The sequence below is a fragment of the Halobacillus litoralis genome (assembly GCF_009856415.1).
GTDB classification, from domain to species: domain Bacteria; phylum Bacillota; class Bacilli; order Bacillales; family Halobacillaceae; genus Halobacillus; species Halobacillus litoralis_C.
Genome location: NZ_WMEZ01000006.1, coordinates 191,244 through 208,220, shown reverse-complemented (window position 1 = coordinate 208,220; position 16,977 = coordinate 191,244). Strand labels below are relative to the sequence as shown.

Annotated in this window: 9 protein-coding genes; 1 reads left to right on the top strand and 8 read right to left on the bottom strand. The window is 45.4% G+C overall.

Going from position 1 to position 16,977, the window contains the following annotated elements:
* Window positions 1–312: 312 nt before the first annotated feature.
* Window positions 313–1,800, bottom strand: a complete 1,488-nt coding sequence (locus GLV98_RS15120) for a glutamate synthase subunit beta (RefSeq protein WP_160916701.1) — start codon at window positions 1,798–1,800, stop codon at window positions 313–315.
* A gap of 20 nt (window positions 1,801–1,820) precedes the next feature.
* Complete coding sequence (gene gltB / locus GLV98_RS15115; protein ID WP_160916700.1) at window positions 1,821–6,401, bottom strand: glutamate synthase large subunit; 4,581 nt, start codon at window positions 6,399–6,401, stop codon at window positions 1,821–1,823.
* A gap of 365 nt (window positions 6,402–6,766) precedes the next feature.
* Between gltB and GLV98_RS15110 the strand changes: the two genes are divergently transcribed.
* Window positions 6,767–7,834, top strand: a complete 1,068-nt coding sequence (locus GLV98_RS15110) for a P1 family peptidase (RefSeq protein WP_160916698.1) — start codon at window positions 6,767–6,769, stop codon at window positions 7,832–7,834.
* 78 nt (window positions 7,835–7,912) lie between these two features.
* Here GLV98_RS15110 and GLV98_RS15105 read toward each other — a convergent pair whose 3' ends face one another.
* The 6 genes from GLV98_RS15105 to glgA form a co-directional block, all read right to left on the bottom strand.
* On the bottom strand, window positions 7,913–8,737 hold the full coding sequence (locus GLV98_RS15105) for a YhjD/YihY/BrkB family envelope integrity protein (protein ID WP_160916696.1): 825 nt from the start codon (window positions 8,735–8,737) through the stop codon (window positions 7,913–7,915).
* Window positions 8,738–8,796: 59 nt separating this feature from the next.
* Window positions 8,797–10,113: an RNA polymerase factor sigma-54 gene (rpoN, locus tag GLV98_RS15100; RefSeq protein WP_160916694.1), complete on the bottom strand. Its 1,317-nt coding sequence runs from the start codon at window positions 10,111–10,113 to the stop codon at window positions 8,797–8,799.
* A gap of 605 nt (window positions 10,114–10,718) precedes the next feature.
* The gene (locus GLV98_RS15095; RefSeq protein ID WP_160916692.1) at window positions 10,719–11,093 is read right to left on the bottom strand and encodes a PH domain-containing protein; all 375 of its coding nucleotides are present in this window, start codon (window positions 11,091–11,093) and stop codon (window positions 10,719–10,721) included.
* Between the two features lie 12 nt (window positions 11,094–11,105).
* Window positions 11,106–13,025 carry an alpha-amylase family glycosyl hydrolase gene (locus tag GLV98_RS15090; protein ID WP_160916690.1) on the bottom strand — a complete coding sequence of 640 codons (1,920 nt, stop codon included), beginning with the start codon at window positions 13,023–13,025 and terminating at the stop codon, window positions 11,106–11,108.
* A gap of 24 nt (window positions 13,026–13,049) precedes the next feature.
* Entirely contained in the window at window positions 13,050–15,488 is a 2,439-nt protein-coding gene (locus GLV98_RS15085; protein WP_160916776.1) for a glycogen/starch/alpha-glucan phosphorylase, read from the bottom strand.
* Window positions 15,489–15,517: 29 nt separating this feature from the next.
* Window positions 15,518–16,948 (bottom strand): glycogen synthase GlgA, encoded by a 1,431-nt coding sequence (gene glgA, locus GLV98_RS15080; protein ID WP_160916688.1) that lies wholly within the window; start codon window positions 16,946–16,948, stop codon window positions 15,518–15,520.
* Window positions 16,949–16,977: the final 29 nt, after the last annotated feature.

Below are 16,977 nucleotides of genomic sequence, written 5' to 3'. Positions count from 1 at the left end.
ACTCGCTTTCCGCGGGAGCGCGGTGAGCCTCCTCGGAGTGCGTCCTGTGGGGTCTCACCATGCACTTTTTTCCCGCAGGAGTCTCCTCATTCCCCTCCGCCCTTTAACATATGAGATTCTCGAATCCCCTTCCTGAATAAGCAGCTTTTCAGCTTAAGGGAGGTGCAGGAATTTAAACATCAAATCTCAGGAATACCAGTTGTGAGTGCTTGATATAGAGCGCTTTCCACTAATTGATCAGTAGTTATATTTAAGGTGCTAAATACAAAAGGCCACCTCTGTTTCAGAGGTGGCTAAAAGGGTTACGCTTATTTATGGAAGCTGAGATGCGCCCATCATGTATCGATCGCATTCGCGTGCGACTTCACGGCCTTCGTTGATGGCCCAAACAATCAAACTTTGCCCGCGACGCATGTCTCCGGCAGCGAATACGCCTTCGACGTTCGTCGTGTACTTCCCGTACTGGGCAGCGACGTTTGAACGTACGGTCGTTTCAATATCAAGCTTTTCAATAAGGTCTTGTTCCGGGCCGCTGAAACCGATGGCAAGCAACACAAGGTCTGCTTCCCATACTTTTTCAGTGCCTGGAATTTCCGTACGGACTTTGTTTCCATTTTCATCGTAAGAAAGAGCAACATCAATCGTGTGAACTTCTTTGATACGATTGTTCTCATCACCGACGAATTTCTTCGTCATGACCGCATAGGCACGAGGGTCTTTATTGAATTTCGCTTCTGCTTCCTTTTGACCATACTCTACGCGGTGAATGACCGGGTATTGTGGCCATGGGTTGACTTCATTGTCACGTGTAGAACCTTTTTTATCATAAATATCAAATTGAGTCAGGCTCTTACAGCCGTGACGCATGGATGTCGCCATACAGTCGGTTCCTGTGTCCCCGCCACCGATGACAATCACATTTTTGTCTTTCGCACTGATGTAGTTTCCGTCTTCATGATCGGAATCGAGAAGACTCTTTGTGTTGGAGTGTAGAAAGTCCATCGCATAGTGGATGCCTTTCAAGTTGCGTCCATCTACTTCCAGGTTCCTTGGCGTTGTCGCTCCGCCACAAAGAATGACCGTGTCATACTCTTCATTGAGACGAGAAACGGGATAGTCACGACCAACTTCTGTGTTCGTCATGAACTGGATGCCTTCTTCTTTTAGAATGTTCACGCGACGTTCGACCACGGAATAAGGCAGCTTCATTTCAGGAATTCCATAAGTGAGCAATCCACCAACACGATCGTTACGCTCATAAACCGTGACCCAGTGGCCTGCTTTGTTCAGCTGTGCGGCGGCTGCCAGACCAGCAGGGCCGGAACCGACGACTGCTACTTTTTTACCTGTGCGGTAAGCAGGAGGCTCTGGCGTGACCCACCCTTCTTCGAATCCTTTTTCAATAATGGACCTTTCCACACTGCGAATGGCTACCGGTGGTTCGTTGATTCCAAGAACACAAGCCCCTTCACACGGAGCTGGACAAGCGAAACCTGTGAACTCCGGGAAGTTGTTCATTTCGTGTTCTTTAGCAAGGGCTTCCTTCCATTTCCCCTGATACACAAGATCGTTCCATTCTGGGATAAGGTGATAAACAGGGCACCCGCTCGTGATGCCGTTGATCTCCATTCCGGAATGGCAGGTGGGAACGCCGCAGTCCATGCAGCGTGCCCCTTGCTTTTGTGCTTCTTCATCTGACAGGGGAAGCTTATAATCTTCCCAATCTTTTATTCTTGTTTCAGGATCGCGCTCTGGTGTGGATTGGCGTGTGTATTCCATAAATCCAGTAGACTTACCCATCAGATCCTCCCCCTTCTCCATTATTTGACTGTCGCTACCGGTTTGTTGCGTTCTTCAAAAGCGGTCATTTCAGCATCAAACTTCTCCAGACCACTGTCTCTCAAGTTCTTGATCCGTTCTTGCATCGCCAAGTAATCTCTAGGAATGACTTTGACGAATTTGGATACGTAGTCGCTCCAATTCGCAAGAATCCGTTGACCACGTGGACTGTTTGTATAGGAAACATGTTTTTCAATCATGTCATAGAGTTCTTGGATTTCCTTCGCATCTGACAACTGCTGCAGATGAACGAGCTCTTTATTGCATTTTGTATCAAAAGGAAGTTCAGACTCATCCAGCACGTAAGCGACGCCTCCGGACATTCCTGCCGCGAAGTTACGCCCTGTGCCCCCAAGGACGACGACTTTCCCGCCTGTCATATATTCGCATCCATGGTCTCCGACACCTTCAACAACGACATCTGCTCCACTATTTCGGACACAGAAGCGTTCCCCTGCCAGGCCATTAATATAAGCCTCTCCAGCTGAAGCACCGTAGAAGGATACGTTTCCTATAATCGTGTTTTCTTCCGGTACGAACGACGATCTCGGTGATGGGTGGACGATGATTTTACCACCGGATAGTCCTTTCCCTACGTAATCATTGGAATCACCGATAAGGCGTAGAGAGACCCCTTTAGGAATGAAGGCACCGAAACTTTGACCAGCAGAACCTTTGAAGGTCAACTTGATCGTATCTTCCGGAAGTCCTTCCGCTCCATAACGACGTGTGATTTCACTACCAAGGATTGTACCTGTAACACGGTGGATGTTACGGATTGATCCTGTGCCTTCCACCGGCTCACCGCTTTCAATAGCTTTCTTGCAAAGTGGGATCAATTCTTCCATATCCAACGTCTTCTCAAGGCCATGATCCTGTTTTCTGACTGCAAAACGACCATAGTCAGCAGGAACGTCAGGCTGGTAAAGCAAGGCAGACAAATCTACACCTTTGGCTTTCCAGTGATCGACCGCTTCATTCGTCTGCAAGACATCCGTACGACCGATCATTTCGTTGATTGTACGGAATCCAAGCTCTGCCATGAGTTCACGCGCTTCTTGTGCGATGAAACGCATGAAGTTCTCGAGGTGATCGGCTTCCCCTGTGAATTTCTTACGAAGTTCAGGGTCCTGTGTCGCTACTCCGACCGGACATGTGTTCAAGTGGCAGACACGCATCATGACACAACCAAGGACGACGAGCGGTGCGGTTGAGAATCCATATTCTTCTGCTCCTAATAAGGAGGCGACCACAACGTCACGGCCTGTCATCATTTTCCCGTCTGTTTCAACAACAATTCGATCACGCAGACGGTCAAGGACCAGCGTCTGGTGCGTTTCAGCAAGACCGATTTCCCACGGCAGACCGGTATGCTTAATACTTGTTCTCGGTGCCGCACCCGTTCCTCCATCGTATCCACTGATCAGTACGAGATCGGCACGTCCCTTCGCTACCCCTGCAGCAATCGTTCCAACACCGACAGCGGAAACGAGCTTCACGCTGACACGAGCTTTCGGATTGGCATTTTTCAAGTTATAAATGAGCTCAGCCAAATCTTCAATGGAATAGATGTCGTGGTGTGGTGGAGGTGAAATCAATTCAACACCAGGTGTGGAACCACGGACTTCCGCTACCCACGGATATACTTTTTTGCCTGGAAGGTGACCACCTTCACCCGGCTTCGCTCCCTGAGCGACCTTGATTTGGATTTCATCCGCATTCACTAGGTAATGGCTGTTAACGCCGAATCGTCCGGATGCTACCTGTTTGATCGCACTACGTTTCAAGTCACCGTTTTCTTCAGGGGTGAATCGTTTCGGATCTTCCCCACCTTCACCGGAGTTACTTCTTCCTCCGATACGGTTCATTGCAATAGCTAAGGCTTCGTGAGCCTCTTCACTGATGGACCCGAAAGACATGGCTCCCGTTTTGAAACGTCTGCAAATATCTTCAACAGACTCTACTTCCTCAACTGGAATGGATGGGCGATCCTTGAAGGAAAGCAATCCACGCAGAGACTGTAGGTTGTTCTTTTCATCGGTCAACATCTTGGAATATTGTTTGAAAAGGTCATAGTCATTCGCACGGCAGGCATGCTGCAATGTCGCAATCGTTTGCGGATTATACTGGTGATCTTCCCCGTTCTGGCGGTACTGGTATTCGTCGCCCGCTTCCAGTGTACGGTTCGATCCGCGTGTTTCTCCGTACGCGACTTCATGACGCATGAGTACTTCTTTTTCAATGATATCGAGACCAATCCCTCCAAGTCGTGAAGCTGTACGTGTGAAATACTGGTCAATGACATCTTTATGAATACCGACGGCTTCAAAAATCTGCGCTCCACGGTAACTTTGGATCGTTGAAATCCCCATCTTAGAAAGGACTTTGATGATTCCGTCTGTTGCAGAATTGATATACATCTGCACAGCCGCTTCATGAGATTCTGCTTCAAGCAAATCGCGCTCCATCATATCTCTCAACGATTCATACGCAAGGTAAGGGTTGATCCCCTCCGCTCCATAACCAAGCAGTGTTGCGAAATGGTGCACTTCACGCGCCTCACCAGATTCAATGATCAGGCTCACTTTCGTCCGTGTCCCTTTACGGATCAGGTGATGGTGCAAGCCGGATACCGCTAACAGAGAAGGAAGAGCTGCATACTCTTCACTAATTCCACGATCAGATAGGACAAGCAGTGTCGTACCTTCCTCTACGGCTGCATCCGCTTCTTCACATAAACGATCAAGCGCAGGCTTCAAGCCGCCTTCTTTTGCATCGAAAAGGATAGAAAGCGTACGTGCTGTGAACCCTTCTACATCCTGCTGACGAATTTGCTCAAGTTCCCGATTGGTCAAAATTGGCGTTTTCAATCGGATTTGACGGCAGCTCTCTGGTTTTGGATCCACCAGGTTTCCTTCTGCTCCAATCGTCGTTTCCACCATCGTAATCAATTTTTCACGAATGGCATCAATCGGCGGGTTCGTGACCTGGGCGAACAACTGCTTGAAATAGCTATAAAGCAATTGTGGTTTTTTAGAAAGCACGGCAAGCGGTGAATCATAGCCCATCGAACCGACAGGGTCTTTTTTATCATTGACCATCGGCATGAGGATTTTGTTTAATTCTTCTGTCGTATAACCGAAAGCAAGCTGCTGGTCGATCAAGTTTTCCACTGGACGGTGTTCAGTCATCGGTTCTGGCAGGTCTTCTAAATCAAACTTGTTCTCTTCGATCCATTCTTTATACGGATGCTCACGAGCAATTTGCAATTTAATTTCATCATCAGGAATGATCTTGCCTTCTTCAAGGTCGACGAGAAGCATCTTTCCTGGCGCAAGACGATCTTTATACAAAATATCGTCAGCGAAAATATCAAGGGCCCCCACTTCGGATCCAAGGACGATCATTCCATCTTTCGTCACATAATAACGCGCCGGGCGCAACCCGTTCCGGTCGAGACATGCACCGATCTGCTTCCCATTTGTGTAAGCAAGGGCAGCCGGCCCGTCCCACGGCTCCATTAAGCAGCTATGATATTCATAGAAGTTCTTCTTGTCTTCCTGGATCGTTTCATCATTTGACCACGGCTCAGGAACCATCATCATGGCTGTGTGAGCGAGTGAACGACCAGACAAGTATAAGAATTCAAAGGCATTATCAAACATGGAAGAGTCACTACCGTTGGAATCGATGACAGGAAGAAGTTTTTGCAAATCTTCTTCACTGAAGTATTCCGAGTTGCAAAGCTCCTGGCGTGCTCTCATCCAGTTGACATTGCCTCGTAATGTATTGAACTCTCCATTGTGAATGGTGAATCGGTTCGGGTGCGAACGTTTCCAGCTCGGGAAGGTGTTCGTACTAAAGCGGGAGTGTACTAAAGCGAGGGCCGTTTTGAAATCCGGGTGGTTCAGATCGATATAAAAGGAATCCAGCTGTTCAGGGATCAACATTCCTTTATAGACAATCGTGTTCGATGACAAACTGCTGATATAAAAGTCATCGTACCCGTCTTTACCAGCGATCTCGATTTCCGCTCGCTTACGAATGATGTACAGGCGGCGCTCCAAATCCATTTGTGTTTTGACATTCCCAGATGGAGCAACGAAAGCCTGACGAATAAACGGTTTAGTCTTCTTCGCATCTTCCCCAACGAACGAATCGTTCACCGGAACCGTACGCCAACCTAGGAACTCTTGTCCTTCTTCTCCGACGATACGCTCGAATGTCTGCATACATTCGGTCCTTGTTTCATGATTTTCCGGAAAGAAAATCATTCCGATGCCGTATTTTCCAGCTTCAGGCAAGTATATATCTTCCTTCTCACATTGCGCTTCGAAAAAATGGTGAGGGATCTGCGTCAGTATTCCAGCCCCATCTCCTGTACTGACATCAGCAGATTGTCCACCACGGTGTTCTAGGTTACATAGAATAGTGATGGCGTTCTCTACGATACTGTGACTCTTCGTTCCATCGATGTTGGCGATCACTCCGATACCACAAGCTTCATGCTCATTTTCCGGATGATATAGCCCCTGCGGAACAGGATATCCGTGTTTTTGCATATTTTTTCCCCCTAGCGGACATATTCTTGTAGGTTACAGGCAAAAATTAAAAAATTCTGTCTTTTCAGTTTCTTACTAGTATAGCATGAAAAACCTGAAGATTCACGCTCCTGAAGCGTTCAAACCATGAATTTTCACGATAATGCAACAATTCAAATTCATGAGAAACCCGAATATTAAAAGGATGTAAGCGCAAACAAAAAAACTTATAAAAACGAATAATTTTTTTCTCTTATACTCGTTTTATACAAAAATAAATCTACTTTTCTAGCGGAAGATGTATATAAAATCCCTTGGTTGTATGAACATACATTAGGGAGGAATTCGCATGTTCCTTTGCGAATAGGACAGGTGGAGGTGTAACAATGAACAAAACAACCCGAGAGCATGGCATCATCATAGGTTCCATGCCTATAGGTGCTCGAAATCAAATCACCGACGTTCCTGGAGTGACCGTCGGCCATTATACATTAAACAAAAATAGAGTCCAGACAGGAGTGACCGCCGTTCTTCCGCATCAGGGAAACCTTTTTCAAAATAAAACGGTGGCGTCTGCGCATGTCATTAATGGGTTCGGCAAGACGGCAGGAACGATTCAGCTTGAAGAACTGGGAACGCTGGAAACCCCCATTGTATTGACCAACACGTTCGGTGTGGGAGCCGCTTATGATGCTCTCGTTTCTTACACGCTTGATCGAAACCCGGAGGTCGGCCGTACAACGGGTACAGTCAACCCTGTCATTGGTGAATGCAACGATATGGTGATCAATGATATTAGAGAACAAGCGGTGACGAAGGAACATGTTTTACAAGCTATTGCAGATGCCGAAGAGGACTTCATGGAAGGGTGCGTCGGGGCAGGACGGGGCATGCTTTGTTATTCATTGAAAGGTGGAATTGGCTCTTCTTCACGGAAGGTAAAGCTTGCACATGGAGCGTATACGATAGGTGTACTGACCCTTACAAATTTCGGTAAACTGAGTGACCTTAGGATTAATGGTCAAGCGGTTGGACAAAAATTGAAGGAGCGTATTCAGGCAGAAGAGGAGAAAGATAAAGGGTCGATCATGATTGTGGTCGCCACAGACCTCCCAGTGTCAGATCGGCAATTAAAAAGGATTTGCAAGCGAACGGTGACTGGATTATCGCGAACCGGGTCGATGATTGGAAATGGCAGTGGCGATGTTGTTCTCGGATTTTCTACAGCCACAACGATCGCTCATGAGAAACCAGAGGAAACGATGATTCGTTCATCTATTCATGAAGAAGATATGGACGAATCCTTCCGTGCTGTTGGAGAAGCTACCGAAGAAGCCATTCTTGAGTCCCTTTTCCAAGCGACAACAGTGAACGGGAGAGACAACCAACAAAGACCTACATTAACGGAACTGCTCGAAAGCTATCCAATAAAATTTTTAAATCCACAGGGTTAAGTAAAATAGAAAAAGGTTCCGTCCCCCTCCTTTGGGGCACGGAACCTTTCTTCATAGAGCTAAGAATTGTTAAAAGGGTTACGCGGCTTTCTTTTTGCCCCCGCCATGACGACGGTGATAAATGACATTAATTTCAGCACCCACCATTAAGATAATCCCTGTAAGGAAGAACCATAACATTAAAATAATAATTCCTCCAAGACTTCCATAGGTGGCGGAGTAATTCCCAAAATTACTGACATAAAAAGAGAACGCAAGAGAAATCAATTGCCAAAGAACAGCCGTGATCACCGCACCAGGAAGGATATGTTTAAAGGGGATGTTCTTATTTGGCGCGAAGTGATAAAGGGCCATAAGAACAGCTCCAATGACGACGATACTCAACGACCAGCGCAGTACTTGCAATAGAATGGCTGTTTGAGACGGCAGGTTAATCATATCAATCAAGACCTGGCCGAATACAGGCAGGACGAGCGCAACGATAATCGCCAATATCATTCCGATCGTCAACACGATGGAAAGGAGGCGTACTTTAATGAACGACCTTGTCTCTTCCACGTTGTAAGCCAAGTTCGAGGACTGAATGAACGCATTGATACCGTTTGAAGCAGACCAAAGGGTTCCTAAAATACCAACAGTCAGAAGTCCACCGTTCGGTTGCTCTACGACTGCGACGATGTTCTCTCTGAATACTTGGGCTGTATCGCTGGGGATCACATTGCTCATCGCCTGAATGGCTGTTTCAGCGTCTATATTTAAATAGGGGAGAATCGATAAAACCAATATTAAAAGCGGAACGATCGCCAATAAGTAATAGTACGCCTGTGCTGCGCCAAGCAGGGGGATGTTATCTTTCTGAAATTCGGCAATTACATCTTTCACATAGGATATAAAATTTTTCACCAGGGAATCCTCCTCATCCATCTTCTACTAGACTATCCCCTTTTTTTCAGGGAATTAACCTAGGAATGTAGAAGAATAGGAGAAACCCCTTCACGTGCCGAAGCTCTTCGTTTGGATGAGGATGGGAGATTTAGAGACTCTCGATATTTAGCAACGGTTCGACGCGACACTTTGACGTTATGCTTTTCCTTTAACTCTGTCGCCATTTTTTGATCAGATAAAGCTTTCAGAGGATTTTCTTTTTGAATCATCTCTCCTATTAAAGCTTTAATGTGCTGAGAAGAGATTTCTGCTCCATCCGCGGATTGATAACCCGTCACAAAAAAGCTTTTCAATTCGTATAATCCTTTCGGCGTCTGCAAGACTTTGTTGGCAACAGTCCGGCTGATTGTCGACTCATGGACACCCAGTTTTTTAGCCACCTTTTTTAAAGTGAGCGGCCTCAATGAACCTCCATTCAAAAAGCCTCGCTGGTGCTTGATGATCATTTCTGCCACTTTTAGAATCGTATTTTGTCTTTGTTCTATGCTTTGGAGAAGCCAGCGCGCTTTTTTATAGCATTCGTCCAAATATTCATGGGCTTCCTTCCCCTCTTTGTACATACGAACCAACTGCTCATCCCACTGGATTTGACCGCTGACAGAAAAAGGGTCATGGAGTACATAGCCTCCATCTTTTTTTTCCAGTATCAACTCAGGCAACGCCGGCATATTGTTCGTTCCGTAATCCGGAAGCAGCGGACGCGGTTCTAAAGACTGGATGACTTCCAAGGCGTCGACGACACACGCTTCCTCTATGTCCAGTTCACCAGCTACCTTTTTGAAGTTCTGAGTGGCTAGGTCTTCTAAATGATTTTCTATCAACACAGACAAAACAGAAGAATCCGGATGCTTTTTTTCTACTTGTAAGAGTAGAAATTCTTTAAAATCCAAGCACCCAACACCCATCGGTTCAAACTGTAGTAAAAGACGTCTCGCTCGCTTGATCGTATCCAACGATGGGCCGGTTTGCAGAGCCGCTTCCTCTTCAGAAATTGTACAAAACCCACGTTCATCTAAATTTCCAATTAAAAAAAGGAGCGCTTCTTTTAATGACTGATCAACCTTCAACCAGCCTGCTTGTTCCACTAAGCTATCACGCCAGTTTTTTTCATCGGGTACGATTTGATCGATCGGATCGTGATAGGCTTCTCGATGATGACGATTGGAAGGGATCATACTTGGGGTATCTAACGTTAAAATGGGGTTCTCATGGATTTCCTGCTGGATATGTTCCCATAATTCAGCAGAGCTCCATTGAAGCATCGTGATCGCTTGACGCATTTGTGTTGTCATTACTAAGCCTGTCGTTTGCTTATGAGTCAATTCAAGCTTCATTTCCACACCTCGTTTTGATAACGCTTTCATTGTTGTTTAACAGTATATATCTATTACTTATGATGGGCTAATCAGACCAAAAATTCAAATTTATATGGAATTTATAGATTCCTATTGTAGTTTTACCACTAAGTTCCCTTTTCTTGAAGGCTCAGTTTCGAGACGCTTGTGTAATTTAGGGGCTTCGGGGTACAGTTCGCTTTCCATTGGGCGGGCGCTGAGCCTCCTCAGTCTCGCCTCCCGGGGTCTCAGCTCTCCCGCACCCCCCATAGGAGTCTCACCGTTTCCCTCCGTCCCTTTATCTTATAAGTTCCTCGAAACCACCAGGATATGGTGGTTTTCAGCACATAGAAAGTGTAAAGTGAAAACTTCCCTTACCTACTAAACTCTTATGCAAAAAATGACACCCGACTATATTACTACTCCCACACACAAAATTCCAATTCCTTCCGAAATAAACCTAACGCCTTAAGTAATAAAGTACGGCTAATTTTTTCGAACACAAGTATTCATAAATAATGCTTTACAGTTGAAAAATCAGCATAAAAAATAAGCCTGGAAGCTTACATCCAGGCTTATTTTCAGAATTGTTTCACGTGAAACATTTATAATACATAGGTAGCGAGGGTTTGTTGAACTTCTTCAATCGGACTGTCTTTCTTAAAGAGCTTACCAATCGGTTCATTCGTTCCGGAGAGCCAGATTTTCAATTCGGAATCAAGGTCAAAGCTCCCTGCTGTCTCGACACTAAAGTGAGTGATGCTCTTGTACGAAATAGAGTGATACTCGACCTTTTTCCCTGTCATGCCTTGCTTATCGATGAGAAGGAGGCGGCGGTCTGTGAAAATGAAAGAATCTCTCAAAACTTTGTACCCGCTTTGAATGTTTTCCTCTTCGATAAGGATGCCTTCGAGCTCTCTTTCAAGCTTATCGACATCCACCTGACTGGCATTGCCCATCAGTCCATCTAAAAACCCCATAAGTATTCCCTCCTATTTCATTAAACGTAATAACATGGCTTCACAAGGTTCGAGTTCAATGGTTAACACATTGTTTTTCGAACTAAAAATCCTTTTTTTGTTTTCTAAATGCTGCCACTTCCCTTTTTGAATTGGAAGGTTGATTTCAATCTTCTTTCTTGTATTCCGGTTGAATAAATAAAGCATTCGTTCATCACTGGTTTCCTCATTGAAATGGTCTACACCGTTTTCTGTCCAGCGTTCAAAGCCGATGACATCTTTGTCGAGGGTGAAAGACTTCCAATGACCGGTGCGGAGCGCGGTATGTTCTTTCCTCCACTGTCCGATCTTTTGATACCAATCCAACAATTCTTTATTCTCTCGCCCCCAAGGGTATGGTTTGCGATTATCAGGGTCAGCCCCTCCTGTCACACCAGCTTCGTCCCCATAATACAAAGAAGGCACGCCTGGAAATGCATAGAGCCAAAGACTGAGAGATTTGATTTGCTTGAGGATGAGTTTCTCTGCTTCATCCTGGCTAAAATCATCTGGAAGATAGTCTTCCAACATCGTTTGGATTCTCTCTACATCATGACTGGAAAGCATGTTCATGACAGCATAGAAGTACTCTTTCGGATAATGTTCACTTAACGTCATTAATCGGCGGTGAACGGTATAAGCATCCATCTCACCCTTCATGAAGTCAAGCATCAAGCGACGCATAGGATAGTTCATCACGGAATCCAGGACACCACCCAAGAAGTAGTCCCGTCGTTTTCCGTAAGCCGTTTTGTTGGAAGCATCCTCCCAAACTTCCCCGAGGAGGACACTCGATTCATCCTTCTTCTTCAACTGACGATAAATTTGACTGATCAAGTCATCGGTCAGTTCATCAGCCACGTCCAAGCGCCAGTTCTTCATCCCTGATTGCTGCCATGTCTTGATGACACTCTCTTCATCATGGACGAGGAAGTCCTGATAGTCTTCATTTTCTTTATTCAATGTCGGAAGCGTCCCAACGCCCCACCAGGCATCGTATTCATCTGGGTAATGGTGAAAGGTGTACCAGCTGTAGTACGGGGAATTTTTAGATTGATACGCGCCGAGAGAATCATATTTTCCTTCTCGATTAAAGTAAATACTGTTGCTTCCAGTATGACTGAAAACTCCATCCAGCATGATTTCAATTCCTTTTTCAGCCGCTTCCTTGATCAATGTTTCCAAGTCTTCTTTCGTACCCAGGAGAGGATCGATTTTGTGGTAATCGCCTGTATCATAACGGTGGTTGCTTTCCGCTTCGAAAATCGGATTCAAATAAATAACGGATACCCCTAAACCTTCAATATAATCGAGTTTTTCAGTGATTCCTTTCAGGTTTCCGCCAAAGAAGTCCCAACGAATGACTTCTCCTCGTTCATTTCGAATGTAGACCGGATCATTTTCCCAATGGGCGTGCACCAGACTCGTCTCCGGTGCTTTCTCCATTTCGAGCTCTCCTGCAGTATAAAAACGGTCCGGGAAGATTTGATACATCGTTGCGTTTTTCCACCAATCCGGGGTTTTATAAGAAGGGTCGTACACCGTAATCTGCCACGAAGGAGGGATATGATTATACACCTTCCCCTCCCCGCTTTCATAGCTTTTTTCACGGCCATAAAAGAGGGTCTGGTCCTCTAAAATGATTTCGAAAAAATACCAGATGAGCTGTGGCCTTTCAGGCATGCGTATTGTGGCTTCATAAGACACTTGCTGATGTTCCTGACTACAGAGGTCCATCTCCTTCGTCTTCTCATCGTCTGTGCGGTCTAAGATGTAGTGAAGGATGACGTGGGAAACCCTGTACCGGTCACTGATGTCAATTTTGAGCGTAACAGGAGAACCCTTCGGCGCTGCACCGAAAGGCTCTCGATAAGATTCTTCAAAACTATTGTGATACATATCCTTTTGTCTCACACATCCGTCCCCCTAAATAGTACCTCACTTCAATGTCTTCACACGTTGAATGTCCCATATCTCGCGGGCATATTCCTGAATGGTCCGGTCGCTTGAGAAATCTCCGGATTGAGAGATATTGACAAGACTCTTTAAGTTCCACTGACGTTTGCGTTGATAATCCTGACTCACCTTTTTCTGAGCTAATACGTAGCTTGCGAAATCTTTAAGCACAAAATATTCATCGTTATAGGTCAGAAGAGCATCATAAATCTCCTGAAAATCGGTCTCTCCTTTGGAAAACGGGCTGTAATGAATGAGTTCATCCATGATGTGACGGACACGCTCATCATTCTCATAAACCGTTCGGGAAGAATAAGATCCGTTTCGGTAATAGTCCCACACTTCATCAGACGTTAAACCGAAAATATAAATATTATCATCTCCAACAAGGTCATGGATTTCCACGTTCGCTCCATCCATGGTTCCAAGGGTGAGCGCTCCATTCATCATGAACTTCATGTTGCCTGTTCCTGAAGCTTCTTTTGTGGCCATCGAAATTTGTTCACTGACATTGCTCGCCGGAATAATCTTCTCTGCGATGGAAACCGAGTAGTTCGGCAGGAAGACCACTTTTATATAATCCTTCACATCAGGGTCGTTATTGACCACAGATGCGATGCGGTTGATGAGTTGGATCACTTTTTTTGCAAAATGATAGCTTGGCGCTGCTTTTGCTCCGAAGAAGAAGGTTCTCGGAACAATATCTAGCGTCGGGTCCGACTTCAATTCATTATATAAATGGATAATATGAAGGGCATTAAGCAATTGGCGTTTGTACCCGTGCAGTCGCTTGATATGAACATCAAAGATGGAATTCGGGTCGACTGTGATCCCTTGCGTATTTTTAACCCATTTGGCGAAATTCACTTTATTCTCCTGCTTGATTTCATGAAGCTTGTCAAGAAAAGCCAGGTCATCTTTAAAGTTAAGCAACCGAGTCAATTGTTTCGGCTCTTTCATCCACTCTTCACCAATAGCCTCGGTAATGACAGAGGTCAACGGGCTGTTGGCATGCATCAGCCAGCGACGGTGGGTAATGCCGTTCGTTTTATTGTTAAAGCGCTCAGGAAATGTGTTATAAAAACGTTTCATTTCACGTTCCTTCAGGATATCCGTGTGAAGCTTAGCCACTCCATTGATGCTGTGACTGCCGACAATACTCAAGTGGGCCATTTTCACCTGGCCATCCGCCACGATGGCTAAATCCGCAATCCGGTCGAATTCACCAGGATAGGTTTTCCATAAGCCCTGACAAAACCGTTCATTGATTTCGTCGATAATCATGAAAATCCTCGGAAGCAGTGTCCGGACAAGCCCCACCGGCCACGACTCGAGAGCTTCACTTAATGTCGTGTGGTTCGTATAAGAAACAGAGGACTGCGTAATCTCCCAGGCTTCCTCCCAGCCAATCCCTTTTTCATCCATAAGAATTCTCATCAGCTCAGGAATGACAAGAGCCGGATGCGTGTCGTTGATATGAAGCGCGACCTTATCAGGGAACGAAGACCATGGAAGTCCAAGTCTTTCAAACGATCGCACAACCGATTGCACGCCAGAGGATACCAAGAAGTATTCCTGCTTCAAACGAAGACTCTTCCCTTCCTCTGTTGAGTCATCTGGGTAAAGGAAATCTGAAATAGATTCGAGGGATCGCTTATGATCTAAGAAGTGACCGAAAACCCCTTCCCTTTCTGCTTTTGTCATCGTATCCTCCACCGTTGGTTCAGCAGACCAGAGTCTTAACGTATTCACGGTATCGTTGTGGTAACCAACAACAGGTACATCGTAAGGGACGGCCTGTATAGGTTCATAGTTTTCATATTTAAAATGGAGTTTTCCATCTTTATCTCTTGTCGATGATACATTTCCGCCAAAGCGCACTTCAATCGCATCTTCCGGGCGGCGAACTTCCCAGATGAATTCTTTTGAAAGCCAATAATCCGGGAATTCCACCTGTTTTCCATCGATGATATGCTGATCGAACATTCCATATCGGTACCGCAGCCCATAGCCATGTCCAGCCAATTCTAAAGAAGCAAGGGAATCAAGAAAACAAGCAGCTAATCGTCCTAAGCCGCCATTACCAAGACCAGCATCACTTTCCTTCTTTTCGAGTTCCGATAAAGAGAGCCCGAGATCTGCTAACCCTTCTTCAACGAGCGAAAGTACGTCCAAGTTCAATAAATTATTGCCGAGCAGACGCCCCATTAAAAATTCCATGGAGAAATAATACACCTGCTTTGTCTTGTTCGTTTTGTACTCCCGATTCGTCTTCAACCAATCTTTATTGATCTTCTCGCGAATCAACGCCCCGAGCGCCCGGTACGTATCGAACTCAGATGCTGTGTCTATGGTCTTACCAAACTTACTTTCCAACTGTGCTTTGAACTCTGACTTGAATTCTTCTTTGTCACTGAACATCACCATGAAGGTTCCTCCTATCACCCCTGCTAACGAAACATGGATTGATAAAGATCCATATATTGATCAGCAGAGTTTTTCCATGTGAACTTACTCTTGCAAATGTTCTTCACAAGATTCTGCCAAGCAGCAGGTTCCTGATAGAATTCAATCGCTCTGCGAATGGTGTACAGCATGTCATGGGCGTTGTAGTTGGTAAACGAAAATCCGTTCCCTTCTCCTGTCTCCTCATTATATGGCTGAACCGTGTCCGCAAGTCCTCCCGTTTCCCTTACAATTGGGGCAGCCAAATATCGCAAAGCAATCAACTGGCCGATGCCGCACGGTTCAAAACGGGATGGCATGAGGAATAAATCACTCGCCGCATAAATCTGTCTGGAAAAAGGTTCTGAAAATCGGATATTCGTAGACATTTTTTCTGGATGTCGGTGCTGGGCCCACTGGAGCATCTGTTCATATTGGTATTCACCTGTACCAAGCAAGACGATCTGGACGTCCTCGTGATATAACAACTCATCGATGACCCGTCCGATCAAATCGAATCCTTTTTGCTCCACCAGCCTGGAAACGATGCCAATCATTGGAACATCTTTTCTGACCGGCAGACCAAGCTCCGCCTGCAGCCACATTTTGTTTTGGCCTTTCTTGACTAAAGAACTGCGATAAGGAAACGCCAGGGCATCATCTTTCATAGGGTTATAGTTTTGATCGTCGATGCCGTTGACGATCCCGATCAATTCATCTGTACGCTTTCTTAACACTCCATCTAGGTTTTCCCCATAATAAGGTGTTTGAATCTCTTTTGCGTAAGTTTCACTGACCGTCGTAATGAAATCCGCGTAATTCAAGGCCCCTTTCATGAAATTGATGTCCCCGAAAAATTCAAACGCGTCTTCCGTCATCATGCTCTCATCAAAGCCCATCAAATCATGAAGCACGGATTGGGCAAATACACCTTGATACTTCAAATTATGGATGGTAAACACGGTTTTCATACCTTGAAGTTTCTCAACTTCTTTGTAGTGGGTATGTAAGTAAACCGGAATCAACCCTGTCTGCCAATCATGGCAATGCAAAACATCAGGAGTCCAATCCATTTCACAGACCCACTCCATCACGGCACGGTTAAAGAAAACGAACCGTTCTGCTTCATCATCGTATCCGTAAAGGTTGGATCGCTTGAAATAATACTCGTTATCTATGAAATAAACAGGAATTCCTTCATATTTAATATATTCAATCCCCGCATACTGGTTGCGCCAACCCAGCTCTACATTCAATTCATCCAGATGCTCCAGCTGTTCTTTCCAGTGGTCATCCATATTCTCATATTTAGGAAGGATGACACGCACGTCCGCGCCTTGCTTTTTTAAGGCATGAGGGAGAGAACCGAGGACATCAGCAAGCCCACCTGTTTTTATAAAAGGGGTACACTCAGAACCAATCATCAATACATTCACGTTTGACCCACTCCTTTAATTAATAGTTG